Here is a 24,008-nt window from a genome sequence, read left to right on the forward strand (position 1 = left end):
CGCAACGCCAAAGGCGGCTGCGCCCCTCTCGCCGCGATTCGGCCTTCCACCCGAATCGCCGCCGGCGGCGCGGCGGCTTCATCTATAGTAATTTGCTACTTTGACGATGCCCGCGAAACGCCCTGCGGCATCGGTTGCATCCTCGACGCGGACGAGGCGGCCCGAGCCGCCGTTCAGGGGGAACAGTGGACGAGCGCACACCGACATTGACCGAGATCATCCATGATCGAAGTTTCCGCGCGCTGCTTCGCCTTTCCCTGCGCGAGGCCATGACGTGGGATACGTTTCTCCAGCATCCCCTACCCCCGAATATGAGCCCGCTTTCGGTTTGGGACATGCTCGGCAGCATCGGCTCGTGCATCGGCGTGCACCTGTTCCCCGACGAAGAGCAGAACCTCCTGTGGTACCGCAGGACGCACGAGTTAAGCGACCTGGTCGAAGAGATATCCCGAAGAAGCTCGAAGGATTCCCCCCTTTACGAGGCGCTGCTCGATCATGCCGACCGCACGTTCTCCTTCGAGCTGCGGCTTACCGAAGCGGTGGCAGCTTCGAGGCTCGCGGGGATCCCCGTCGACCGAGATCATCTCGAGATGCACGTCAGGCTGGGCACGCCGCCCGAGCAGCCCGCCGAGCGGATCGTCGCGAACGCCGTCGCCATCGACGCCGACCTGCCGTCGCTTGCGGGCGAGCCTTTTTCGGAATCGCTGCTGTTCGAGCTCCACCGCCGATTGATCGAGGGAATCGAGGCCGAGGACATCCGCAGCCTCTCGACACGCTACGGCGATCGCCCCGTCGACGAAGATGCTTGGGCGCTCGTCCGGCAGCAGCTTCAGCGCATCGTCTCCTATGCCGAACGCGAAGACGATGACGGCGAGGATCTCTCGGTGCTACGCGGCAACCTCGTTGCCGATGCGCTTCGCTACCATCGGCCGTTCGGCATTGCGAGCACCCACGTCGCCTCCTTGGCTTCGAAGCTGTTCTACCTCAAAAACAACCTGCCCGTCCTCGCCATCGCCCCCATCTCGGAGGCGAAACGCCGCTGGACGGAAGGCACCCTCGACGAGTTCACGCTCTGCGGCCCCGCCGAATACGAAAGCACGCGGAGGCGGAGCTGCTGCGACCTCACCGTGCACCACACGCTATCGGCGGAGTGCATCGCCCTCGAACTCGACAAGATAGAGAGCCGCATCTCGGGCATCGCCCATCGCGACAGGGCGGCGCGGAGCATGCTTTCGACCGACCCGCGCTTCAACCACCGCCAACGTTCCATTTTGGCGCGTGCGCTGCGCACGCCGCTTGCGGAATTCCATATCCGCTACCACCAAGAGAAGAACCGCATCTCGTACGCGACGGCCCGAAGGGATCTCGTCGAGCTGGCCGACGCCGGCTACCTGCGCGCCGAGCAGCGCGGCAAGGCCTTCGTCTTCGTGGCCGACAGCCGCATCGAGGACCTTTCCCGCAACCTGTAACCTTACCGCCGAGCAGGCGCGTCCGCTCGCGCGCTTTCGCCTTCGCGGCAGTCTGCGTGCCTTCACCTTCGCAGCAACCTTTATCCCCATTGATCCGCTTGCGTATTCATCGGCTTCGTTTCGGCGGTGAACGGCGCTTGCTTGCCGGCAAAGCGCGCCCCCGATACCCCGAATCAGGCCGATGGCCGAGCAGGGCGCGCGAAACGATGTGCGGGAATCGCCCTGCGGCACCGCTTCACGCTGCATTCTGCCCTGCTTCGCGACTTTACAGCGCGCGTCCGCCGGCCACCTTCCGCCGCTCGCCATCGATGCAGGCGCTTGCTGTTCATTATGAACAGGTGGACACCCGAAAACCGCATCCCGCCGCCGCGCTTTCCGTTCATTTCTGCCACGTTGGGGCTTCGGCCTGCCATTTCTATACTTTTGCCCATGTTCTAGCAGACGAGAGGAGCAGGGATGCAAGAAACGCTTTTGTTCGACCAATTCACCTGGCTCGTATTCGCGGCTCCGTTTCTGGGGTTGTTGGCAGCGGGTTTGAGCAAGCGCCAAGATCCGGTCATCCGCGGAAATCGGGTACTCAGGCACGACGGCCCCGCACGCGTGTCGCATTGGACCCACGCGGTCGGCACGGCGCTCTTGCTCGTGTCGGGCATCATACTCGGAACGAGATTCACCCCCTCGTTCGTCACGGGAAACGATGCGACCGCCACATGGTTCAACGTGCACTTCGTGTTCGCGTTGTTCTTTCTGTTCGGCACGTTTTACTGGCTCGGCAATACGATCATCTCCCGATGGCGATTCGGCGAGCACATGCCCACCAAGAACGCCATCACCTACACGCTGAACCACTACGGCAGCCTGCTCGGCGTCAGATCGTGCACCTATCCCAAAGAGGCCAAGTACTTCGAAAGCGAGCGCATGGCGTTCATCCTCGCCATCGTAGCGACGGTAGCCGTGCTCGTAAGCGGACTGTTCAAGGTGCTCGCCCACGCGCTCGCCCTCCCGGAGGGCTTCATGAACGCCATGACCTGGGTACACGATATCTCCGCGGCGCTGATGCTGCTGTTCTTCCTCGCGCACGTGTTCTTCGGCGCCGTTCTGCCGGTGTCGTGGAAGACGCTGAAATCGATGTTCACCGGCTACGTGCCGCTCGAACATGCGAAGCACGAGCATTCCGCTTGGATCGAAGAGCTTGAGGAGAAAGGCGCGGTCGAAACCGCAACCGACATGACCGGCGAAGCGGGCGAAGCAAACGCGCCGCTGGCCGCACAAGGACGAAAGGATGGTTTGGAACATGTCTGAGAAGAACTCGAACCCCGCCGATGGGCGGGCAGCGGCCAAAACCGTAACGCGCCGCGATTTCGTTGCAGCAATCGGGGGGATCGGCATCGGCGCGATACTCGCGGGAGCCGGGGTTTCGGCCTTCCTCGTAGGCGACGAAGTATACGCGGTCGAGGCATCGGGGGGCTACCTGCTCGTCGACACCAAGAAGTGCGGCGCCTGCGAGACGTGCATGCTCGCCTGTTCGCTCGCGCACAGCGGCCGCACGAACGTGAACCTCTCGCGCCTGCAGCTCACCAAAAACCCGCTCGGCTGCTTCCCGCTCGACGTGCAGCAGAACCAGTGCCGCCAGTGCCCGTACCCTTCCTGCGTCGACGCATGCCCCACCGGCGCCATGCACGCCGACCCCGAGACGGGCGTGCGGCTCGTCGCCGAGGGCAAGTGCATCGGCTGCGAGCGCTGCATCGAAGCCTGCCCGTTCACACCCTCCCGTGTGCAATGGAACTACGAGGATAAATGCGCGCAGAAATGCGATCTCTGCCTCAACACGCCGTACTGGGACCAGGAAGGCGGTCCGGGCGGGAAGCAGGCCTGCGTCGAGGTCTGCCCCATGCGGGCGATATCGTTCACCCGCACCATCCCGCGCCAAAGCGACGAGGGATACGACGTCAACCTGCGCAACGAGCACTGGGCGATCATCGGCTTCCCCATCGACGATGCGGGCCGCGTGCGGCCCGACGTTTCGGTTCCAACCGCATCGGTGGTACCGCCGCAACCCGCCGACGCTGCCGAAGAAGAATAACCGACCGCAAGGAGGAAACCTATGTCGCAAGCAACCGGAGGATTCGTCGGAAAGATCCTCATCATAGATTTGACCAACCAGACGGCTGAGACCATCGACTCAGAGCCGTACCAGCAATGGGGCGGCGGCCACGGTATGGGATCGGCGCTGTTCTGGGACTATTGCGAAGACAAGACCGTCGGCCCCTTCGACGAAGGCAATGTGGTCACCGTGTGCGCCAACCCCTTTTCGGGTACGCCGGTTCCCTCGGCATCGGCGCGCGTCGAGATCCAGGGCATCGGATCGTTCGCAGACCCCGAGTGGTTCACGCGCTCCAGCATGGGCGGCAGGATCGCCGGCATGATCAAGGCCGCCGGATACGACGCCTACGTCATCAAGGGCAAGGCTCCCGAGAAGACGTGGATCAACATCGTCAACGACGAGGTCGAGTTCCACAACGCCGACGACCTCTGGGGCCTCGACACCGCTCAAACCCAGGAGACCATCTGGGACTACGTGACGAAGGGAACGCCCGACGGCGAATGGTACACGGTCGGTACGACGCGCGACGGGGGGCGCACCACCCAGAAGCCCGCCGTCATGTGCATCGGCCCCACCGGCGAGAACCTCGGGCGCACGGCGACCATCACCCACGATGCGGGACACCACGCCGGGCAGAGCGGGCTCGGAGCCGTCTGGGGCTCGAAGAACCTCAAGGCTGTGAGCTTCCTCGGTACGGGAAGCGTTTCCGTTGCCGACCCGGCGGCGCTCATCGATCTGCGCATCGAGTTTCAGCAGAAATTCGCCTACAACGTCGACGACCCGGTACTCGAAACACCCAACCCCGACGCCGCCGTCTACGGCTTCATCACGAGACACCCCGGCTTCAACGGCATCTACTGGAACGCGCGCGACATGATCTCGCGCCCCTACGGATGCCAAGGGTGCTTCCGCAACTGCCGTCATAACTTCGACGACGGCGTGGGTAACGGCATCATGTGCGCGGCTTCGCTGTTCTACATGTCGGCCGACAACCTGAAAGACCAGGTGCGCGCCGCAGACCTGCAGAACAAGCTCGGCATGAACGGTTTCGAGACGAGCATCATCTCCTACTGCCGCAACCTCTACAAGATGGGCGTCATGGGACCGGGCAAAGAGATCGAATCGAACCTCCCCTTCGACAAGTTCGGAAGCTGGGAGTTCGCCGAGGCGTTCATCAAGGCGATCGCCTACCGCGAGGATATCGGCGCCGATCTGGCCGAAGGATCGATGCGGGCCGTCAAGAAGTGGGGCCGCTGGGAAGAGGACAGCGCCAACGGCACCTTCCAGTACCCGCAATGGGGCTACTTCTACCACTACGACCCGCGCCTCGAGGTGGAGTGGAGCTACGCGAGCATCATGAGCGAGCGCGACGTCAACGAGCACGGGCTCAACTGGCACGTGCACTGGATGCCGATGATCTGCAGCATGGTCGGCGAAGAGCCGCTCATCTCCGCCGAGGAGATGGTCAACCGCCTCGCCGCCTCGACGACGCTCGACGATCCGATGTGCTTCGACTACAGCGAAGAGGGCATCTACTCCGACGCCACGATCGAGAAGGTCGCCTGGATGAGGCACTACGGGCGCTTCTGGGTGCAGTCGATGGGCATGTGCGACTGGCTGTGGCCCCACCTCATCGAATACGCCTCGCCGACGGGCGACCCCACCCCCGCCACCCCCGATTTCGAGCCGCGCATGTACAAGGCGGTAACCGGCATCGACATCACGTTCGAAGAGAGCCTCGAGATGGGCAAGAAGATCTACCTGCTCGACCGTGCCATCTGGCACATGCAGGGGCGCCATCGCGACCAGGAGGTGTTCGCCGAGTTCGTGTACTCGCTGCCGACGAGCGCGCCCTATCCGCTGCCGGTCTTCGAGGACGGAAGGTGGACGTACGGCACTTGCATGGACCGTGTGCTCGACCGCGACCGCTTCGAAACCGTGAAAGACCGCTTCTACGAGCACGAGGGATGGGACGTGTCCACCGGCTGCCCCACCCGCGCGGCGCTCGAATCGTACGACCTCGGATACGTCGCCGACTCCCTCGAGGCGGCAGGCGCACTGCAGAAAGGATGATGAGCCATGGCAGACGGCACTCTGACAATGCCCGACGAAGTGGTCGATCTCTATTCGTTCCCGCCCGCAGATGCCGACGAAGCCCGCTACATCCTGCGCGAGCTCGATTGGGGCGAGCACTTCATCGGCATCGAGATGAACCCCGCTGCAGGCAACCGCGACATCTACATCTACAGCCTGAAGGAAGCCGCTCAGTTTCTTCGGTTCGGAACCGCCGGCATGGGACTTTCCACGGGCGGCAAGGGCTCCATCAGCTGGTTCGATGTCGACAAGCTCGTTGCCTGGGTGAGAAACAGCCTGGGTGACCCGTCTCTCGCCGACGCGATCGCGCGCGACACCGCGCAGGAGGAGGCGTACTTCGGCAAGGTGCAGAAGCTCGGGCACCTGATCGAGATGCGCTATGCGCAGCTGAGAGACCTCGTCGAGGCGAGCGGCGAGCAGTAAGCCGGACGGCACCGATGCGAACCAACCCCGTGTGGCCCGATAAGGATAGGTGAGAAGGATGAGCTCTTGCTACTACAAGGATTTCCCCGCGCTCCGCGCCTTGGAAGGCGAACTCGGATACTCCCTTCCGCCGCTCGCTTACCTTGACAACGCGGCCACTACGCACAAGCCCTCGACCGTCCTCGAGGCGGTCGAGGGGTATTATCGCGATTGCAACGCCAACCCGTACCGCGGCGTATACCGGACAAGCGTTGCCTCCACACGGCTTTACGAGGGATCGCGCGCCATCGTCGCCGATTTTATCGGAGCGAAGGCGGACGAGATCGTTTTCACGCGCAATACGACCGAGGCGATCAACCTCGTCGCGCACTGCTTCGCCCTCGAACGCCTGAGGCCAGGCGACGAGATCGCCCTTCCCATCTCGGAGCATCACAGCAATCTCGTCGTCTGGCAGCACGTCTGCGAAAAAACCGGGGCGAAGCTCGTCTTTTTGCACCCCGACAAGAACGGAAGACTGCGCGATAACGAGATGGAGGAAAAGATCGGGCCCGCGACCAAGATCGTCGCGATCGCGCATGTGTCGAACGTGCTCGGAACGATCTTCCCCATCGAGAGGATCGTATCCCGAGCCCACGATATGGGGGCCGTCGTCATGCTCGATTGCGCGCAGAGCGCAGGGCATCGACCCCTCGACATGAAGCGGCTCGGCGTCGATTTCGCCGCGTTCTCGGGACACAAGATGTATGCGCCCATGGGGATCGGCGTGCTCTATGCGAGAACCGATCTGCTCGAATCGATGCCCCCGTACATGTTCGGCGGCGAGATGATCGATGCGGTGCACGAGCGGCATTCGACGTTCGAGGCTGGGCCGAAGCGCTTCGAAGCGGGAACCCCCAACGTCGCCGGCGCGATCGGGCTCGCTGCCGCCATCGATTACCTGACCCGGATCGGCTTCGACGAGATCGAATCGATCGAGCGGGATCTCGCCAACCGTCTGATCGACGGCATGCGGGCGATCGATTCGCTGCGCATCTACGGCAACCCCTATCCCACGCTCGACCGAAGCGGCGTCGTCGCGTTCGGCGTGGTCGGCGCGCACCCGCAGGACGTGGCCCTCGTGCTCGACAGTCGAAACATCGCCGTCAGATCGGGGTCGCACTGCGCGCAGCCCTTGCATCGCAGGTTGGGGGTCGAACAGTCGTGCAGGGTAAGCCCGTGCTTCTACAACACGCCTGACGAGATCGATCGGTTCCTCGATACGGTCGAAGGCGCGCGGCGCACCATCAGCAGGCGCATCATGTCGGTGTTTCCGTAAGGGTCTTCATGCCACGCGGGGCGAACGGACCAATCGGCGCGCACGCGCGCAGCATCGACGGGGCGAACGCCGAACGCCGGGCGTTTCGCTCGGCGGCGCACAGGCGGCGCGAGCTACCTCAGCCGACGCTTCTTTTCCGTCTTCATCGGCTTTTTTCGGTACTGCGGATGATGCTTGAGAAAAACCGCTTTGCAGACGAGCACGATGCCGAGAGCGATAAGCGTTACCGCAAGGAAGCTCGCCATGATATCGAGTGCGAAATAATTCCGTTCGAGGAGTGCGTACAAGCTCGCAAGCGCGAAGAAGCCCGAGAGGATACCCGTCAGCCACGTGAAGGATTTGATGAGGACTTCCTTGGCCCGGTTGGGTGAAGACCGGTACGAAACCACGAAATAGACCGCAAGCGCAATGATGGCGAGCACGATGACCAACGGTATGATGCGGTACAGTCGAGCGATCACGGCGCCTCCTTGCGTCTTCACGGCCATATTCGGCCTGCGGTCAGCTTGATCAGTCCATGATATCACGACGGTCCCGCGATTTCGGTTTCGTCACGGATCCGAAAATCAAAGCAAGCGCAACGGAATCCAGAAAGTGCAATGCTGCGCGGAAGCGCTCTCGGCCCAACCGCGAAGCGGAGCCGACGGGCCGACGCCCGCCAGCCCCGCAAGACGTACGTAACCCGCGCAGGCGAATGCACAGGTTGCGGCAACGGCTCGAACAACCTACACCAAATGGCTCCCCTTGAGCAGGTCGCCGATGTAGGTGCCTTCGGTTTTCCGCACGAATCCGTCCACGATCTTCTGCTCGACGAACGGCAGATCCATATCGACGAGCTTCTTGCGATCGGACAGATAGTAGATCGAGTTGGCGATGGCACGCAGATCGTAGGCCGAGGCGAACGTCTCGGGAACGCCGCGCTCGATGTCCAAGAGCTGATACACCGCCTCCATGGCCGTGCGAACCGAATACTCGGTCGTGAACACCGTATCGCGCTCGGTCTCGGCGAAGTTGCCGATGAACGCGAGGTTCTTGGAGCCCTTCGGCACGACGAGGGGACGGTCGCCCGGAGATCGCAGCATGAAGTACGAGGTGATGAAGGGCATGTACACGGGAACGACCGTGCACGACCCGTGGGCCATGGCATCGATCTTGTCGTCGGGCACGCCTAGATGGAACAGCAGCTCTTGCGCGATCTCCTCGCCGGTGCATTCCTCGATGGGCTTCTTCACGTAGTTGCCCGGCACGTTGGAAAGCAGGCCGTACACCCACATGACCGTCTGCTCGCCGCCCTGCTCCTTGAAGTGGGGCTGACGATGGATGGTGAAGCTCATGAGCCAGTTGGAATCCTTTACGGTGATGATGCCGCCCGTCACGATCTTGCCGGTGCGCAGCTCCCGGTGCGTCAACCGCTCGATATACGGGTCGATCTCCCCGTTTTGCCAGGTAGCCGTCGCCGAGACGAACCAGCTTTCCTGGGGCAGGTTATCGCAGAACGCATCGGGGTTGCCGAATTCGAGCGACTGTTTGGCGAGGTTCTTCCACAGGGTCCAGCTGCCGCCCAGATCATGGGTGATGGGAGCGGGCTTGTCGTGGGCGCCCTGCGTGGAGCTTTCGGTGATGGAGCCGTTCGTCACGAATACCAGATCGTTTTCAGTCAACTCGATCTCGGCGGCCTTGCCGTCTTTCTCGGTGAGCAGCTTGCGGGCCACCTTGTTTCCGCCCGTGAAATCGATCGGGATATCCGTGACCCGGATACCGTACTCGAAACGAACGCCCTTGTCCTCCAAAAACGAAACAAGGGGCTTCACGAGGGATTCGTACTGGTTGTACCGCGTGAACTTGAGCGCAGTGAAATCGGGGAGCCCTTTGATGTGGTGAATGAAGCGCATGATGTAGCGGCGCATCTCGATCGCCGAGTGCCAGCGTTCGAACGCGAACATCGAGCACCAGTACAGCCAGAAGTTCGATTCGAAGAACTCGTCGCCGAACACGTCTTCGATGCGTTTGCCCTCAAGCGTGTCCTCCGAGGCCATCCAGAGCTTGACGAGTTCTTTCTGGGCCTTCTTAGACAGCGTGAAATCCCCGTCGTCTTCGGCGCGCTCGCCGCGGTTGCAGATGATGCGGCAGTTGGACGAGTTCGGATCGTCGTGGTCGAGCCAGTAGAACTCGTCGAGCACCGATGCATCCTCGACTTCCAAAGACGGAATCGAGCGGAACAGGTCCCACAGGCATTCGAAATGATTCTCCATCTCGCGCCCGCCGCGGGTGACGAAGCTGTCGGGGGCCACGGCTTTACCGTCTAAAGAGCCGCCCGGCACCTCGAGCTCCTCGAGTACGTGGATGCGATCGCCTTTCATATAGCCGTCGCGGATCAGGAACACGGCGGCGGCGAGTCCCGCCAATCCCCCGCCCACGATATAGGCGCTCTTCTCGTCTGCTCCTTCGGGTTTTCTCGGACGAGCAAATGCTTCGTAGTTTCCGTTCGTGTGTCTCATAACGATGCTTCCTTTCCTGCGGTCGCAGCGTATCGGTGCGGCTGTTGGCGGTCGGTCTTGTGCAGCTTGCCTCGTGCAGCTTGCCATATGCGGCTTGAGCCTCGCTGCCCGTTCTCGTACCGAGCCATCGTATTCCCGCAACGGTGCCGAGCGCCGAACCGTGACGGAAAGGAAGTCGAGCCGAAAGGAGCGCGTAACCATCGGAAGCAGTGCCGCCGAAGGCGCATCGTGGCATCGGCCGCCCTCGCCCATCGTGACGCATCGACCAGCGACGCCGCCGCGCAGACAACCTCCGTTCCGCACGCCTTGCCTGTTTCAGCTTGATGCTGGGTGAGCGGGCATCGAAACGCATGTTTTCCCCGATGTGTTGCGTTTGGAGGCCGTTATGGACGGATCGATGCCCTAAAGCGGCATCCGCAACAAGGGTTCCATCAGAGACAAGTCGGTGATCAGGCGCTACGAATGAGGGAGAAACAGCCGGCAATCTCCATGGGAGCATCCATGCGCCCCGAGCGCAGTACAACGGGAAAAACAGTGCGCTTCAAGGCATTGCGAGGTCCTCGAACGCAACATATGGGAGCAGCATTCGGAAAAGGCTCGCGGAGACGTTTCCCCTAGGCCTCGGCGCAGGTCAGCCAAAACCACGCACGCGCCCATGCGATCACCATGCTCTAGCGCCATCCGCGAATCGCAGCAAATCGCGTATGGTGCGGGCGAAAGGACTTGAACCTTCACACCTTTCGGTACCAGAACCTAAATCTGGCGCGTCTGCCAATTCCGCCACGCCCGCACGTGAGCGATGTGCTGCTTCGAACAGGCGTCTCGCAGCAACACGATATGATACCAAATCATAAGCGCGTTTCCCAAGAGAACATCCGAACGTCAAAACGCCCCCGCCCGAGGGCCTTCGCAACGGCAACCCCGCCGCAGCCCGCTGCCGCCCGCACCCGAAGACCCGCGCGCAACATCCAAAGACCTCGCTTGCGCCTTCGAGCACCCACAGCTGCAAACGCTCGATCGTCTACGAATCCATCGCGCTCCAGAGCGTCGAGACCGCCACCACGTCCAGATCGTTCTGCACGTAAGCGCTTACGATCTCGTCGGTGCGGTCATCGACGACGAGGTCGAGGTAACGCGGCTCGCCCTGCTCTGCCGGAAGCTCGAACGCGAACGATACGCCCGAGCCGCTTTCGGAATTCGGCTCGCCGAACCGCTCGACGAAGGCCGAGTAGCTGCGCGACGTTTCAAAGAATCCGGCCGCCTCGTCTTCGGTGAGCACGCGGTCGATCGACACGAACTTTTCAGGATATCCCCCGATGAAGCGTACCTCGTAATCGAGGGAAATGTCGGTAAAAACCTGTATGCCCTGCTCCCCCGACGCTTCCGCCGCCCTCGCGCGCTCATCGTCGAGCATTGCCGCGCAGCGATATTCGGCAGAGTACAACGTAACGTTCTTTATTCCCACATCGCCCTCGTCGGCATCGTTTCGGTAGACGAGCTCGAAAAAACACCAATAGGAGCGTTCCCCCGATACTACGGGAAAGCCCGAACTCACCTCTGCGGTCTTCACGCCGTGGTCGGTCGAGTACGAGCCCGCCACCGTACCGCCATCGCGCTTGCATACGTCGGTCGGGTCGGGATAGGCCTCGAAGAGCTCCTCTATCTGCCGGTCGAGATCGACATGCGAATCTCGCACGTTCGGAGCGAAAGCCGCTCGAATCGCCGCCGCATCGCGTGCATCCACCGCGGCGAAAAAGCCGTCGACGGCTTCGTTGAACAAACGCTCCTCCTCGCTCACATAGCCCTCGCCTGCACCCCGCCCGAGCAGATCTTCCGCAAGTCCGCAACTACAGCAAGCAAGGCAGAGCGCCGCAAGAGCGCCGACCATCCAAAACCGCACGAACCGTTTCATATTCGTTTCACCTGAGGTCCCGTACGCGCTTGTTGAGCGCGTTTCGCCGATCGGATAAAGCACTGTCCACTATAGACCGATCGGATGCATCGAGCGAGGCGAAAAACGCAAGCAGGCGGCTAAAGGAACGTTAGGGCATCACTTACCGAACAGATGCGCCCTTTCCCCAGCGTTCTGCTATGATGATTCGGTTGCCGCCGCCATCTGGGCGGTTGCAAGCCGCATGGCATATGTTCCCGAGAGACAGGGGTTGCGTTCGTGAAAGAACTATTGAGAAAATACAACGACATCAGCTTGATCAAGCGTATCGTCGTCGGCCTCGTCATCGGCGCTGCGCTCGGCGTGTTCTTCCCGGGAATCGAGCTCATCACGCTGCTCGGATCGCTGTTCGTCTCAGCCCTCAAAGCGGTCGCGCCCATCCTCGTATTCTTCCTCGTCATCAGCGCGCTTGCCAATGCGCGCTCGGACGGCTCCATGAAAACCGTCGTCGTCCTCTACGTCATCAGCACGCTCGTTGCCGCGCTCGTAGCCGTTGCCGCGAGCTTCCTGTTCCCGCTCACGCTCACGCTCACCGAGGCGGTCGACCAATCGTCTCCGAGCGGCATCGGCGAAGTGCTCACCACCGTCATCATGAACGTGGTCGACAATCCCGTGAACGCGCTCATGAGCGCCAATTACGTCGGCATCCTCGCCTGGGCAGCCGTGCTCGGCATCGCCCTGCGCATCGCCAGCGAAAGCACGAAGGGTGTATTCACGAGCATCTCCGACGCCGTATCGCAGGTCGTCCGCTGGGTCATCGGCTTCGCCCCCTTCGGCATCCTCGGACTCGTGTATACGTCGGTATCGACAAGCGGCCTCGAGATATTCACCGAATACGGTCAGCTTTTGCTCGTGCTCGTCGGCTGCATGATCTTCATCGCGCTCGTCACCAATCCGCTCATCGTGTTCCTCGGCATCCGAAAGAACCCCTACCCGCTTGTTCTGCGCTGCCTGAAAGACAGCGGCATCACGGCGTTCTTCACGCGCAGCTCTGCGGCGAACATACCCGTGAACATGGAGCTTTGCCGCAAGCTCGGCCTCGACAAGGACAACTACTCCGTATCGATCCCGCTCGGCGCGACCATCAACATGGCCGGCGCCGCCGTGACCATCGCCGTCATGACTATGGCCGCAGCCAACACGCTCGACATCGCCGTCGATCTGCCGACCGCCGTCATCCTGTGCGTGCTTGCCGCCGTATCGGCTTGCGGCGCCTCGGGCGTTGCCGGCGGATCGCTTCTGCTCATCCCGCTCGCCTGCTCGCTTTTCGGCATCGGCAACGACATCGCCATGCAGGTCGTCGCCATCGGCTTCATCATCGGCGTGATCCAAGATTCCTGCGAAACGGCGCTCAACTCGTCTTCCGACGTGCTGTTCACCGCAACGGCCGAATACCGCACCTGGAACAAGGAAGGCAAGAGCTACATTGCCGGCGCCTTCACCGACCAATCCGATCCCGCCGAAGAGACGAAGGCGTTCGACTAGGTCGGATCGTACGCATACGGAACCGAACGAGGGCCCGGCAGCACCGCGAAGGCGAATGCTGCCGGGTCCTTTCCCTGCGCTCACGCATGGCGCATGGGAAGGTACAGCTTCGCCGAAAACCCCGCGCCCGCCTCGCTCGTCAACTGCATGACGCCGCCGTGAGCCCGCACGATCTTCTCGACCAGCACGAGGCCGAGGCCGTGCGGCTCCGGCGATCGATCGGTTGACGAACTCGCCGCCGACTGGAGAATCCTGCTTTGGAGCAGCACGAGATCGTTCGTCGGCATACCCCGCCCCGTATCGGATACCGTGATCGAGCAGTACTCGGCCGACCCGTCCCTCTTCGCGTGCAGACCGACCTCGATCGCACAGCCTTGCGGATTATGGCCCATGGCGTTCTGCACGAGATTCTGCACCGCGCGCCTCACGAGGCGGGAATCGCCCACCAGCACCAGGTCCTGGGCCGCCCCATCGACCGTAAGGCCGAGATCGTACTTCTCGGGCAAACCGCCGTTGAGGTAATCGGCGACGATCTCGCGCAGCAAACCCGCAACGCGAACCTCCTCGACATTCAAGGGTTGCATGTCGTATTCGAGCTGAGAGGCCGCATTCAGGTCGATGACGAGATCCTTGATCCTCATCCCTTGGGCGCGAATGATCGCGGCGTCGTCGCGTACGCGAACAGGTGCGCTCTCGTCTTTCGCTATCCCGTCGGCATACCCGGTGATCATCGACAAGGGCGTGCGAATATCATGCGAAATGCCCCTGATCCAACTGTCACGCGCGTTGTCTTTCTTCCTGATGATCTCCGACGTCTCGTTGATGCGTTCCCCCACTTCGCGCAAATCGCCGCCCAGGCTCACCCGCACCGCCTGCCCGGACGAAAGCCCCTCGAGCGCTTCGGTGAGCGGAGCGATGCTCTTCACCGTGCGGCGCTTCGACAGCATGTAGGCTGCGAAGAAGATGATCAGATCGGCCGTCAGGACCAGCAGGACGTACATCGGCACGCGGCTCATCGCTTCGCGGGGAAACCCCATCGCAGAGTACATCGCGTAGCTCGTTTCGGGGAAGCCGACGACCAGCAGCCCGTCATCGCGAGACCATATGAATATGGGCCGGTCTTCGATGTAGCCGTAGTGGGAGAACAGGGCGATATCGTTGACCGAGTACTGCTTGACCACCTCGTCGGGCGGCTTGTACTTCCATACGACGCTTCCGCTCTCGTCGAGCAGCAGCGCCCATGCGTCATTTTCGTCGAGCAGGCGCGCCGCCTCGGTGTCGAAGGCGTAACCGTCCCCGTCGTCCTCGATCGCCAAATCGGCCGAAACGGTTTTCACGATGTTCGAGGGCTCTGCGAAGTTCGTGTCGGACTCGTACACGGCGATCACGACGTAGAGTACGAGATCGATGATCACGATCAGAAAGGCAAGCGCGGCGAACGCGAGCAGCTGCTTCGAAAAGAACTTGGGGAAGTCTTTCACGACGACCCGCCCTCGATGAGCTTGTAGCCGAGCCCCTTGACCGTCACGAGCGCAACGGGGGCAGAGGGATCGGATTCGATTTTTTCGCGCAGGCGGCGAATATGCGCCATGAGCGAGTTCTCGTAGCCGAACGCCGTACCCCAGCATGCATCGCATATGGCGTCGATCGTAACGATCCTGCCCGCATTGCGTGCGAGCACGCTTAATATCTCATGCTCTTTAGCCGTCAGCATCGCGGTTGTCCCGTCGTCGCGCAAAACCTCCGCATTCGAGAGGTCGACGCGGCACGCGGCCAGAACGAGCATCGGATTCTCGTCGGCGTAGCAGCGCCTGAGAACCGCCTTGATGCGCAGAATAAGCTCCTGGGGCAGAAACGGCTTGGGAATGTAGTCGTCGGCTCCGAGGCCGAGTCCCGAAAGCCGATCGTTCGGCTCGTCTTTCGCGGTAAGAAACATCGCGGGCGTTTTCGCGTAGCAGCCGATTTGGCGGAGGTTCGACAGCAGTGCAAAGCCGTCCATCCCGGGCATCATGACGTCGAGCACGAACAGGTGCGCAGGCTCGGCCTGGCCGCGCTCGCCCTCGCAGTACGCGAGCACCTCCCGGGGGCCGCCGAACGCAAGCACGTTTTGAAACCCCGCCTGGGTGAGGATCGTTTCAAGCATGCGCAGCAATCCGGGCTCGTCATCGACGAGCACGATGCGCTTGCGCGAAAGGTATGCCTCTTCGTTGTTCATATGCACCAGCCTCCGTACGTATTAAACCATGCCGACGGCCCGCGCGGCAGCGTCGGTAAACGAAGTAAGGAAGATGTAAGGAAGCGCGAAGGGCGCCGTAAAGCACGATCGATAGGCTTGAGAGGTCAACAGCAACGTCTGGATCATCTCAGGCGATCGAAGAAGGGAACGCATATGGCGCACCACGGGTTACTGGAAGTCAGCAACATCTCCAAGCGATACGGAACGAACGCGAAGAGGGAGGGATCCTCGACACTCGCCCTCGACGATGTGAGCTTCCTCGTCGAAGCGGGCGAGTACGTGGGAATCATGGGTCCGTCGGGCTCGGGCAAGAGCACGTTGCTCAACTGCATCGCCACCATCGACACCCCCACGGCGGGACGCATCTCGATCGACGGGCAGGATGTAACGAAACTCAACGCCAAAGAACTTTCGACGTTCCGACGCGACAGGCTCGGGTTCGTGTTCCAGGATTCGAACCTGCTCGATACGCTTACGGCCTTCGAGAACATCGCGCTCGCCCTCACCATAAAGAAGGTTGCAGCCGGCGAAATCGACAGCAGGGTTCGCGCCGTAGCCGAACAGCTTTCGATCTCCGATACGCTCGGCAAGTATCCCTATCAGCTCTCGGGCGGCCAAAAACAGCGCGTCGCCGCAGCTCGGGCAACCGTCGGTCATCCAAGCCTCATCCTCGCCGACGAGCCCACAGGGGCGCTCGATTCCAAATCGGCAGCCCAACTCCTCGATTCGTTCGACCTGCTCAACAGCCTCGGTGCAACCTTGCTCATGGTTACGCACGATCCGGTTACGGCAAGTTACTGCGGACGCATCGTCTTCATCAAGGACGGGAAGCTCTGGGGCCAGCTTCAGCGCGGGCACAAAGACCGTACGGCGTTCTTCGGCGAGATCGTGGCAATCACTTCGAGGATCGGGGGTGATCGGGCCGATGCATGCTAAGCTCGCGTTCGGCAACGTCCGTAAATCCCTCCGCGATTTCGGCGTCTACTTCATCACGATCCTGCTCGGGGTTGCCGTGTTCTACGCATTCAACTCTATCACCGATCAGGAGGCGATCGAGTTTCTCGGCACCGCAAACAAGATGATGGAGCTCTTGGGCATCGTCATCAACGGCGTGTCGGTGTTCATCATCGTGATCCTCGCGTTTCTCGTCATATACGCGGACCGATTCCTCATCAGGCGCAGGAAGAAGGAATTCGGCATGTACCTGTGCCTGGGCATGCGGCAATCCGACGTGATCAGGATCACCGCGCTTGAAACGCTCATCGTTGGCGCAGTGTCGCTCGCGGGAGGCCTTTTGCTCGGCATCCTGTTTTCGCAGGCGCTCCTGTATCTGACCGCAGCCCTGTTCGCCACCGAAGTGCCCGGATTCACGTTCGGCTTCTCAACCGGGGCCGCGATCAAGACGGTCGCCGTGTTCGCCGCCATCTTCCTCGTTGCCGCGCTCGCCAATTCACGCACGATCATGAAATCGAAGCTCATCGACCTCATGCACGCCGACAGTAAAAACGAGGTGATGAAGCTGCGCAGCCTCCCGCTCTCGCTTGTGCTCTTTATCGTGTCCTGCATCATCATCGGAATATCCTACATGCTCCTCGTCGACAACGGGCTGCTCGAACCGTCGCCCGAGTTCGCCGCGGCCACCGTGCTCGTCTGCGTTGGCACGGTGCTGTTCTTCTACTCGCTATCAGGATTTCTCCTTCGCCTCGTGCAACTCGCTCGCCCGCTCTACCTGCGAGGGCTCAACATGTTCACCCTGCGCCAACTCAACAGCAAAATCAACACGGCGTTTCTCTCCATGTCGGTCGTCTGCATCACGCTGTTTCTCGCCATCACGAGCGTATGCGGCGGCATTGGCATCTGCAATACGCTGATGGCGGGCATCGAGAAGACCACGGGATACGACGCCTCGGTGCGGACGGTTTTCGGAAACTACAACGCCGAAACGGGATACGTACCCGCTGATCTTGGCGAATTCGGCGCTTTTGCGGCATCGAAAGACTACGATATGGCCCAAGGCTTGCGCGAAAGCGCCGCCACGCTCGGAGGTAAGCCCTACGATGAGCTGGTAAGCGAATCGGTGCAGCTCGACTTCATGGTGGACACCGCGGGCAACCTCACGATGGGAGACCTCGACGAAGCGCTCGGCAAAACGATCAAGGACTACGCGGGCGGAGTCGTCAGCGAGAACTACGGCATCTATCCGGTCTACCTGCTTTCCCTCTCGCAAGTCAACGACGCCCTCCAACTCGCCGGCAAAGACCCCATATCGCTCGACGACAAAACGTGCGCCGTCATCGCCGACTCGGACATGCTCGCCGACTACTACCGCGACCTCGTCGAAAAGCGGCCTTCGCTCACCATCGGAGGCGAATCGCTCGTGCTGACGCAATTCTCGGATCAGTGCCTCGAAACGACATCGGCACCCATGAACACCGGTGCGCTCGTGATCCCCGACGAAGCGATGCCCGAAACCGTCGAGCGCATGTACTCGCTGCTCGACGTGCGCTGCGCATCGGTTGACGCCGAGCAGCAATTCGGCGACCTCTGCGGCGCGATCGAAAACACAACCGAGCCCGACACCTGGCCCATCACGGTTTCCCTCACGCGCACTATGGTGCTCGAGCAAAGCGTCGGCCTCTCGACCATCATCGCCTACCTCGCCGTCTACATCGGCTTCGTGCTCGTCATGGCATGCGCGGCCATCCTCGCGATCCAGCAGCTCTCCGAAGCGAGCGACAACGCCCGTCGCTACAGCCTGCTCTGCAAGCTCGGTACCCCCGAACCGATGATCAGCCGAGCGCTCTTTGCGCAGATAGCCATCTACTTTGCCTTCCCGCTCGTGCTTGCCATCGCCCACTCGGTCTGCGCGCTTATCGTAGTAACCGACGTCGTTGCGGTGTTCGGGCACCTCGATATCGGACAGATGGCCATCGTGTGCGCAGCCTCGTTCCTCGTCGTGTACGGCGCGTATTTCCTGCTCACCTACCTGAGTGCAAAGCAGCTTGCCCGATCGGCATAGCGCTGCAGCCATGCTCCCGCCCGCCCGGCGCACCGATTGCGCCGGGCGGGAGACCGCCAAGCGCGGATGCGCGCTCGGACGAAGGGTTACTGCTGCACGACGGTCAGCGTATAGGCATTATCCCCTTGGGTAAAGGGAGCGAGCAGCGATTCGACAACCGTTTTCGCCTGGCCGTTCGCCTGCTCGATCATGCTGATCTGATCGACCTTGCCTTCGGCATCGTCTTTCGCAAGAACGAGCGCCTCGGTCGTATCCTGTTTGTTCTCCCAGTTGAAAAGCGCGAACGATTCATCGTAGAACTCGATGGAGTCGGGATCGATCGAAATGCTCTGCACCTCCGCCATCGGGAGCTGTACCGTGATCGAACGGCCGTTGACGTCGACGGAAGCCTGGGACAGATCGACGCCCGCCTTCACTTCCGCGTCGTAGACCATCGTGAATCCCTTTTTCGTCAGGAAGTCTATATCGCCGTTCTCGTAGCGCACGAGACCCCGATATTCGAGTTTGGCGGTGGCGAGCTCGCTCGTCTCGGTCAGCTGCTCCTGTATCGAAGTAGCCGAAAGCGAAACGCTCGGCTCCATAGCCTTGTTCCATACCTGCGAACCCACAAACCCGAGCACCACCAAGGCAACGGCCCCGATGCCGATAAGAATCTTCTTCATGCTGTTGTATCTTTCTCTCGCTTTGACATGCGTTTTCTCATGCATACCATACCATGTGTTTCGCGCTCAGTGATCCCCCTCAACCAATGGATGCCAAACCGTCACCGGATCACCCCCATATAACGTGCAGCGAGCATCCCGTGCACGAACCCGGAACCGAACGCCGCCAGTGGCATCGCAGCCCGTCTTGCCGAAGCGGGTGCATCCCGCTGAAACCCGCACGCGGAGGCTTTACGGAGACCGTTCGGCTGTGCTTGAGTTGCTGGTACAATACCCCTACACGGCAACGCGAAGAGAGGATTGGGATGGACGAAACGATCGACACGCTGTTCGATCTCGAACCCGACGATATCGGAGGCAAGACCGCACCGGTCGCAACGCCTCCCGAGGAGCCGGGCGTCCAAACCTACGTCGCGCACTACACCTCCCCCGTCACCGAATCTCCCACCAAAGGGTATTTCGAATTCGAGAGCGAGCACCGCGCTTCTTCGAAGAAGAACGCCCACGATGCCCGAATAAGAATGCTCGAATTGTTCGGCAAGGATGCCGTGAGCTGGGTCATCGATGAGGTAAAGCTCAAAAAGAAGAAGGACGAGCTGTGCGGCGACCAGATCGAGCTCGATTTCCGAGAACCGAAAAAGCCACGGAAGCGCCGAGCCAGTAAAAAATGGCTGTAAAGCTCGAGACGGGAAAGTGCGCGGATCCCGCATGAACGTCGCCCGGATCCAGCCGAACAGGTAACCGATTTCAAACATTTTAGTAATATCATACTAATTATGGGTACAATGAGCCATCTTCGGGGGAAGGTGGATACATGGTCGAAGATTTCATCGACAGCCTCGAGCGCCTCCATGAGCGCGTCGAGGACGAAAACCGCGCCGCGATAGGACCCTATACGGGACGGCAGCTTATGATGATGGCAGCGCTTGCCACATACGAGAACCCGCCGACATTGGGAGAGTTCGCCGATCGCCTGCGGTGCTCCTATCAAAACGTCAGAGTGCTCGTCTCGCTCCTCGAGGATCACGGCTGCACGCTCGCCCAGCAGGATCCCAACGACGGGCGGCGCCTTCGCATCGTGCTCACCGACGAGGGAAGAGAACTCACCAGCCGAGTGAAGAAGCACCTCGACGGCGTCCAGGCGCGTTACGCCGAGGCAATTCCGGAAGAGGACATGACAGCATTCGTCCGCGTGGTCGACGCCATTCTCGAGGAAGACGGCTACATCATGACCTTCGAGCTGTAGACGGCAGCCGATCCGAGCTAAAGATCAGCGGCTGCCGCGCGAAAGCGGCAGCCGCTGCATACTCCGCGAACCTCTATTTACCGGCTTCGATGATCGCACCTGCCGCCATATAGCCGCCGACAAACGACTGGCACACATCGCCGTACATGCCGCCGAACGGCTTGCCCGCTATGTTCGATTCGCCATTCGCGCCGCCCGCCGTATGCCAACCAGCGTACAATCCCGGGATAACGGATCCCTCGGTATTGATCACCTGCATCTTCGGGTTGATTCGCAATCCGCACTTCGTTGTGAATATGTTCCCCCCAAGCTTCGACCCGTAATAGGGAGGCTTCGAAATGGGGATGAGCCATTCGGGATCGTACTTAAAGGTCGGCATCGAATCCTCGCCTGCTTCGCATGCCTCGTTCCATTCTCGTACGGCTTCGACAAGCAGTCCGCTTCCCAGCCCGAGAGCCTCTTCGAGCTCTTCGATGGTATCGCATTTCTTAACCACGCCTTCGTCGATCATGATCTGGAATGCGGTACGCCAATCCCTTTGCCATTCGGGCACTCTGTCGACAAACGGATCGTCTTCGGGAATGATTTTTCCGACACGGCAAACCCCCTGCTTAAAATAGTTTGCCGTAACCAGTTCCTCGTATTGCGAGTCGAAGCACACGTACGTCTTCCGTCCAGGCTGCGACAGCTCGACCACCGCCTGATCGGTGAGCCCGAACACGTAGGGTGACCCCGACGGGGCGTAGGGATACGGCACATAGGTAGTGCCGAGATAGGGAACGCGTGCACCGGTCTCGTTGATAAGCAACCACGGTTGGCGCAATGCCTGGTTACCGTCTTTGTTGACATGAGCGGTCATCCGCGTTTCGTACTCGTCGTAATCCTTCCACCACACTCCCCCGTCATAGCAATGCGAGGAATCGTATCCCGCCATATCGGCGCCGACGCCGATGCCCATGCGTATGCATTCGCCCGTATTGCACGGGGGGCAGGGTACGTTAGCAAAGCCATCGTAGCTCGAAGGCAGGTACTTTTTGAGCATAGGACGATTCATCTCAAAGCCTCCCGCCGTAAGGACGACGCCCTTGGGAGCGTGGATGTACTCCTCTGCTCCGTCGACGGCAACCTTTACTCCCACAACTCTGCCTTCTTCAACCACAAGAGCCTTCGCTTCGTTCCCCAAACGAATATCAACCCCTTTTTCAGATGCAAAATCCGTGAGATACGTGAAGGTGTGGTCGTTGATTTTAATCGCATTCGTTTTCGTGATCTGACCATCCCAATGAAGGCTTCGCATCCCACTCGGACTGCTGTCGGCCGGCGCCCACGGAACTCCGAGCTCGTCGGCCATCCAATCGATGCATTTCGGTCCCTCGACCGCCTGAGCGCGGAGCAGCTCCGTATCGGCGCTTTGCTGCCAGAGATCGTTCAAGTATTCAACGATCGCATCCGGATCGTAGGGATATGCCGGATACGCCCATCCAGCCTCGTTCGCCATCTTATGACCGCCGAAATTAACGAAATGCCCTGAATAGCGAGACGCTCCACCCGTCGTCGTGTCCTTTTCAAGCAAGGCAACGGTGTAGCCCTCGAGGGCAAGCCTGATCGATGACGCCATTCCGCCGCCACCCGAACCAACCACTACGACGTCGACCTCATGGTCCCACGTATCAGGCGGATCGACTGGCTCAATCGGTTCAGCCTCGGCAGCAAATGCCCTGGCCGCGTCGTCCCCACCCGAACCGGCTTCCCTGGATGTTTCTTTAGGAGCAGCGCACCCCGCAAGCGCAGATCCCGCAGCAGCCGCAACGCCCAGCGAGGCAGCTCCTTTGAGAAAGCTTCGACGATTCAATACGAACGCGCCGCCATGGTCCTCTTTCTTCATGTTATTCCCCTTCCTCTTTCGATGGGCCCGTCAAAAGGCCGTCTCAAATTGTACGGGCGGCATGAGGCCCGTGAGAAAAGGGACAAGGAGCACGGTATTTCGATTATCCTCCCCGTATGAAAAACAGTTTTCCTCAGGCTAAAACAGATTTTCTCCCGTGATCGCCAAAATCAATCGGATTCTCGCGATTGCAGGAGATTGAGAAAATCCATACCGAACTGAGTCACCGTTTGGTTGTTCACGAGAACGAACAAGTCGCTCCATGCAGGCATATCTTCGACCCGAAAGATTCTCAAACCCCGATTGCTCGCCATGGGCTCTCGATGGGTAATTCCAAACGTCTCGCCCGTCCCCGATATACGGTACTCGGAATAGCTCGAAAACGGACACTCGCTTACACCGATCGATACGCCTTTCGCTTCGAAAGCGCAAGATACGAGCCTCCCCGCTCGAGCCATGTTTTCCGAATGCCCCACCACAAGCGTTTGCCCAGACAAATCAGCAGCTTTGATGCCGTCTTTATCGAAGATCGGATTCTCCTTCGACGCCCAGAAAAACATCTCCGCCGCACCGTAGTACACCGCACGTACATGCGACGGAAGACCGGGAAGCTCAACGACGCAGCGATCGGGATCCTCTCTGATATACGAAAACAAGGCCAGATCCACCTTCCCGCTCTCCACCGACTCAAGGTTCGAACCCATTCCGGAAGACAACCTAAGCTCAATGTACTTTCCCGGATATGCCTTCAAGTAAGCATGCTTCGTTTCGGTCAGAGCCTCGACAAACGGCGGATATCCGAGATCGCTTACCAAGAGAGACGAAACGCTCTTGGCGTATTCTCGGCACTCGGCAAGCGCATCTTCGGTGTAGGCGACGATCTCCTCGGCTTTTTTAAGAAGAAGCTTGCCTACCGGGGACAGGTCGGTTCTCTCCTGCCTCCTATACGTCAAGGGAGAACCGATCTCCTCTTCGATGGCCTTCATGTGCGCCCTCAACGTGGGCTGCGACATGAACAGATCGGAAGCGGCTTTCGAATAACTCATCGTCTTGGAAAACACGATGAACTCTTTCAGATAATCCATCTCCATAGAAACGACTCCCTGCTTACCCGTTCAAAAGAAAGCGCGACCGTCATCCCCACAGCCGCAGACCCCGAAGCTTCGCCGACAAGGTCGGGTACGAAGCGTTTTAAGTATCTCATACTTTAACGAGCGACATCGGCTCAAAATGCCACGACACAAAGGCGAGGGCGAACAAAAAAAGCCAAGGCGCATGCCCCGGCTCATAAATTCGATGGTGGACCGTGAAGGATTCGAACCTTCGACCTTGGGATTAAGAGTCCCCTGCTCTACCAACTAAGCTAACGGTCCATAGTGCGCTTTCAACTGCACAATCGCGCCGAGCTATTGTAATGCAAGCTCGGGAAACGTGCAAGCAGTTTTCAAAAAATGCGCTGGGGTGGCTAATCGGACTCGAACCGACGACCTCCAGAGCCACAATCTGGCGTTCTAGCCAACTGAACTATAGCCACCAAGGCGCAAGCGATTAGTATAGGGGTTTTGCATCGGCTGCGCAAGACCGAATTTCCATACCGATAAAATTAGGTTTTTTACGCCTG

19 protein-coding genes and 3 tRNA genes are annotated in these 24,008 nt (G+C 60.3%); 11 read left to right on the plus strand and 11 right to left on the minus strand.

Translation table 11 applies throughout. The annotated features are described in order from the left end of the window. The first annotated feature begins 185 nt into the window (after positions 1-185). The 6 genes from MWL89_RS09435 (at position 186) to MWL89_RS09460 (ending at position 7,405) form a co-directional block, all read left to right on the plus strand. On the plus strand, positions 186-1,469 hold the full coding sequence (locus tag MWL89_RS09435) for a Fic family protein (RefSeq protein WP_146040590.1): 1,284 nt from the start codon (positions 186-188) through the stop codon (positions 1,467-1,469). 456 nt (positions 1,470-1,925) lie between these two features. Then, a complete protein-coding gene (locus tag MWL89_RS09440) occupies positions 1,926-2,771 on the plus strand; it encodes a cytochrome b/b6 domain-containing protein (protein WP_102377916.1) in 846 nt (281 codons plus the stop codon). Continuing rightward, positions 2,764-3,552, plus strand: a complete 789-nt coding sequence (locus tag MWL89_RS09445) for a 4Fe-4S dicluster domain-containing protein (protein WP_244385840.1) — start codon at positions 2,764-2,766, stop codon at positions 3,550-3,552. Before MWL89_RS09440 ends, MWL89_RS09445 begins: the two co-directional genes overlap by 8 nt. Positions 3,553-3,573: 21 nt before the next feature. Continuing rightward, positions 3,574-5,646 carry an aldehyde ferredoxin oxidoreductase N-terminal domain-containing protein gene (locus tag MWL89_RS09450; RefSeq protein ID WP_244385841.1) on the plus strand — a complete coding sequence of 691 codons (2,073 nt, stop codon included), beginning with the start codon at positions 3,574-3,576 and terminating at the stop codon, positions 5,644-5,646. A gap of 6 nt (positions 5,647-5,652) precedes the next feature. Beyond that, a complete protein-coding gene (locus MWL89_RS09455) occupies positions 5,653-6,090 on the plus strand; it encodes a hypothetical protein (RefSeq protein ID WP_146040589.1) in 438 nt (145 codons plus the stop codon). Between the two features lie 58 nt (positions 6,091-6,148). Beyond that, positions 6,149-7,405 carry an aminotransferase class V-fold PLP-dependent enzyme gene (locus MWL89_RS09460; protein ID WP_244385842.1) on the plus strand — a complete coding sequence of 419 codons (1,257 nt, stop codon included), beginning with the start codon at positions 6,149-6,151 and terminating at the stop codon, positions 7,403-7,405. A 113-nt stretch (positions 7,406-7,518) separates the two neighbouring features. Here MWL89_RS09460 and MWL89_RS09465 read toward each other — a convergent pair whose 3' ends face one another. The 4 genes from MWL89_RS09465 to MWL89_RS09480 form a co-directional block, all read right to left on the minus strand. Beyond that, positions 7,519-7,866, minus strand: a complete 348-nt coding sequence (locus MWL89_RS09465) for a guanylate cyclase (protein WP_102379505.1) — start codon at positions 7,864-7,866, stop codon at positions 7,519-7,521. Between the two features lie 264 nt (positions 7,867-8,130). Continuing rightward, on the minus strand, positions 8,131-9,903 hold the full coding sequence (locus MWL89_RS09470; RefSeq protein WP_244385843.1) for an oleate hydratase: 1,773 nt from the start codon (positions 9,901-9,903) through the stop codon (positions 8,131-8,133). Positions 9,904-10,608: 705 nt separating this feature from the next. Next, positions 10,609-10,693: transfer RNA gene (locus tag MWL89_RS09475), tRNA-Leu, on the minus strand. Between the two features lie 231 nt (positions 10,694-10,924). Beyond that, positions 10,925-11,815 carry a DUF5104 domain-containing protein gene (locus tag MWL89_RS09480; protein ID WP_244385844.1) on the minus strand — a complete coding sequence of 297 codons (891 nt, stop codon included), beginning with the start codon at positions 11,813-11,815 and terminating at the stop codon, positions 10,925-10,927. A gap of 258 nt (positions 11,816-12,073) precedes the next feature. Between MWL89_RS09480 and sstT the strand changes: the two genes are divergently transcribed. Continuing rightward, positions 12,074-13,339 carry a serine/threonine transporter SstT gene (gene sstT / locus MWL89_RS09485; RefSeq protein ID WP_244385845.1) on the plus strand — a complete coding sequence of 422 codons (1,266 nt, stop codon included), beginning with the start codon at positions 12,074-12,076 and terminating at the stop codon, positions 13,337-13,339. Between the two features lie 80 nt (positions 13,340-13,419). On the opposite strand, the gene MWL89_RS09490 is transcribed toward sstT, so the two are convergent. Then, a complete protein-coding gene (locus tag MWL89_RS09490; RefSeq protein WP_102377909.1) occupies positions 13,420-14,820 on the minus strand; it encodes a sensor histidine kinase in 1,401 nt (466 codons plus the stop codon). Next, entirely contained in the window at positions 14,817-15,554 is a 738-nt protein-coding gene (locus MWL89_RS09495) for a response regulator transcription factor (RefSeq protein ID WP_244385846.1), read from the minus strand. Before MWL89_RS09495 ends, MWL89_RS09490 begins: the two co-directional genes overlap by 4 nt. Before the next feature lie 174 nt (positions 15,555-15,728). Here MWL89_RS09495 and MWL89_RS09500 point away from each other — a divergent pair, with 174 nt between their 5' ends. Further along, positions 15,729-16,511: an ABC transporter ATP-binding protein gene (locus MWL89_RS09500; RefSeq protein WP_102377907.1), complete on the plus strand. Its 783-nt coding sequence runs from the start codon at positions 15,729-15,731 to the stop codon at positions 16,509-16,511. Continuing rightward, positions 16,489-18,594, plus strand: coding sequence for an FtsX-like permease family protein (locus tag MWL89_RS09505; RefSeq protein WP_244385847.1), 2,106 nt, complete (start codon positions 16,489-16,491; stop codon positions 18,592-18,594). The genes MWL89_RS09500 and MWL89_RS09505 overlap by 23 nt, the downstream gene beginning before the upstream one ends. 86 nt (positions 18,595-18,680) lie before the next feature. Here MWL89_RS09505 and MWL89_RS09510 read toward each other — a convergent pair whose 3' ends face one another. After that, positions 18,681-19,256, minus strand: a complete 576-nt coding sequence (locus tag MWL89_RS09510) for a DUF4230 domain-containing protein (RefSeq protein ID WP_244385848.1) — start codon at positions 19,254-19,256, stop codon at positions 18,681-18,683. A 305-nt stretch (positions 19,257-19,561) separates the two neighbouring features. Here MWL89_RS09510 and MWL89_RS09515 point away from each other — a divergent pair, with 305 nt between their 5' ends. Further along, the gene (locus MWL89_RS09515) at positions 19,562-19,933 is read left to right on the plus strand and encodes a hypothetical protein (protein WP_244385849.1); all 372 of its coding nucleotides are present in this window, start codon (positions 19,562-19,564) and stop codon (positions 19,931-19,933) included. A gap of 137 nt (positions 19,934-20,070) precedes the next feature. Next, positions 20,071-20,502 (plus strand): MarR family winged helix-turn-helix transcriptional regulator, encoded by a 432-nt coding sequence (locus MWL89_RS09520; RefSeq protein ID WP_244385850.1) that lies wholly within the window; start codon positions 20,071-20,073, stop codon positions 20,500-20,502. A 73-nt stretch (positions 20,503-20,575) separates the two neighbouring features. Here MWL89_RS09520 and MWL89_RS09525 read toward each other — a convergent pair whose 3' ends face one another. The 4 genes from MWL89_RS09525 to MWL89_RS09540 all read right to left on the minus strand — a co-directional run bounded on the left by MWL89_RS09525 (position 20,576) and on the right by MWL89_RS09540 (position 23,921). Continuing rightward, positions 20,576-22,387: an FAD-dependent oxidoreductase gene (locus tag MWL89_RS09525; protein WP_244385851.1), complete on the minus strand. Its 1,812-nt coding sequence runs from the start codon at positions 22,385-22,387 to the stop codon at positions 20,576-20,578. Between the two features lie 170 nt (positions 22,388-22,557). Beyond that, positions 22,558-23,478 (minus strand): LysR family transcriptional regulator, encoded by a 921-nt coding sequence (locus MWL89_RS09530; RefSeq protein WP_244385852.1) that lies wholly within the window; start codon positions 23,476-23,478, stop codon positions 22,558-22,560. A 206-nt stretch (positions 23,479-23,684) separates the two neighbouring features. Then, positions 23,685-23,760: transfer RNA gene (locus MWL89_RS09535), tRNA-Lys, on the minus strand. 84 nt (positions 23,761-23,844) lie between these two features. Continuing rightward, positions 23,845-23,921 (minus strand) — tRNA-His (locus tag MWL89_RS09540). Positions 23,922-24,008 lie beyond the last annotated feature (87 nt).

Source organism: Raoultibacter timonensis, from assembly GCF_022845715.1.
GTDB lineage: Bacteria > Actinomycetota > Coriobacteriia > Coriobacteriales > Eggerthellaceae > Raoultibacter > Raoultibacter timonensis.

What these genes read in the sequence shown, in the direction of transcription:
- MWL89_RS09455 (WP_146040589.1), top strand. Translation starts at nt 5,653, where the DNA reads ATGGCAGACGGCACTCTGACAATGCCCGACGAAGTGGTCGATCTCTAT.
- MWL89_RS09530 (WP_244385852.1), bottom strand. Translation starts at nt 23,478, where the DNA reads ATGGAGATGGATTATCTGAAAGAGTTCATCGTGTTTTCCAAGACGATG.
- MWL89_RS09440 (WP_102377916.1), top strand. Translation starts at nt 1,926, where the DNA reads ATGCAAGAAACGCTTTTGTTCGACCAATTCACCTGGCTCGTATTCGCG.
- MWL89_RS09525 (WP_244385851.1), bottom strand. Translation starts at nt 22,387, where the DNA reads ATGAAGAAAGAGGACCATGGCGGCGCGTTCGTATTGAATCGTCGAAGC.
- MWL89_RS09445 (WP_244385840.1), top strand. Translation starts at nt 2,764, where the DNA reads ATGTCTGAGAAGAACTCGAACCCCGCCGATGGGCGGGCAGCGGCCAAA.
- MWL89_RS09480 (WP_244385844.1), bottom strand. Translation starts at nt 11,815, where the DNA reads ATGAAACGGTTCGTGCGGTTTTGGATGGTCGGCGCTCTTGCGGCGCTC.
- MWL89_RS09510 (WP_244385848.1), bottom strand. Translation starts at nt 19,256, where the DNA reads ATGAAGAAGATTCTTATCGGCATCGGGGCCGTTGCCTTGGTGGTGCTC.
- MWL89_RS09515 (WP_244385849.1), top strand. Translation starts at nt 19,562, where the DNA reads ATGGACGAAACGATCGACACGCTGTTCGATCTCGAACCCGACGATATC.
- MWL89_RS09450 (WP_244385841.1), top strand. Translation starts at nt 3,574, where the DNA reads ATGTCGCAAGCAACCGGAGGATTCGTCGGAAAGATCCTCATCATAGAT.
- MWL89_RS09495 (WP_244385846.1), bottom strand. Translation starts at nt 15,554, where the DNA reads ATGAACAACGAAGAGGCATACCTTTCGCGCAAGCGCATCGTGCTCGTC.
- MWL89_RS09460 (WP_244385842.1), top strand. Translation starts at nt 6,149, where the DNA reads ATGAGCTCTTGCTACTACAAGGATTTCCCCGCGCTCCGCGCCTTGGAA.
- MWL89_RS09500 (WP_102377907.1), top strand. Translation starts at nt 15,729, where the DNA reads ATGGCGCACCACGGGTTACTGGAAGTCAGCAACATCTCCAAGCGATAC.
- MWL89_RS09520 (WP_244385850.1), top strand. Translation starts at nt 20,071, where the DNA reads ATGGTCGAAGATTTCATCGACAGCCTCGAGCGCCTCCATGAGCGCGTC.
- MWL89_RS09470 (WP_244385843.1), bottom strand. Translation starts at nt 9,903, where the DNA reads ATGAGACACACGAACGGAAACTACGAAGCATTTGCTCGTCCGAGAAAA.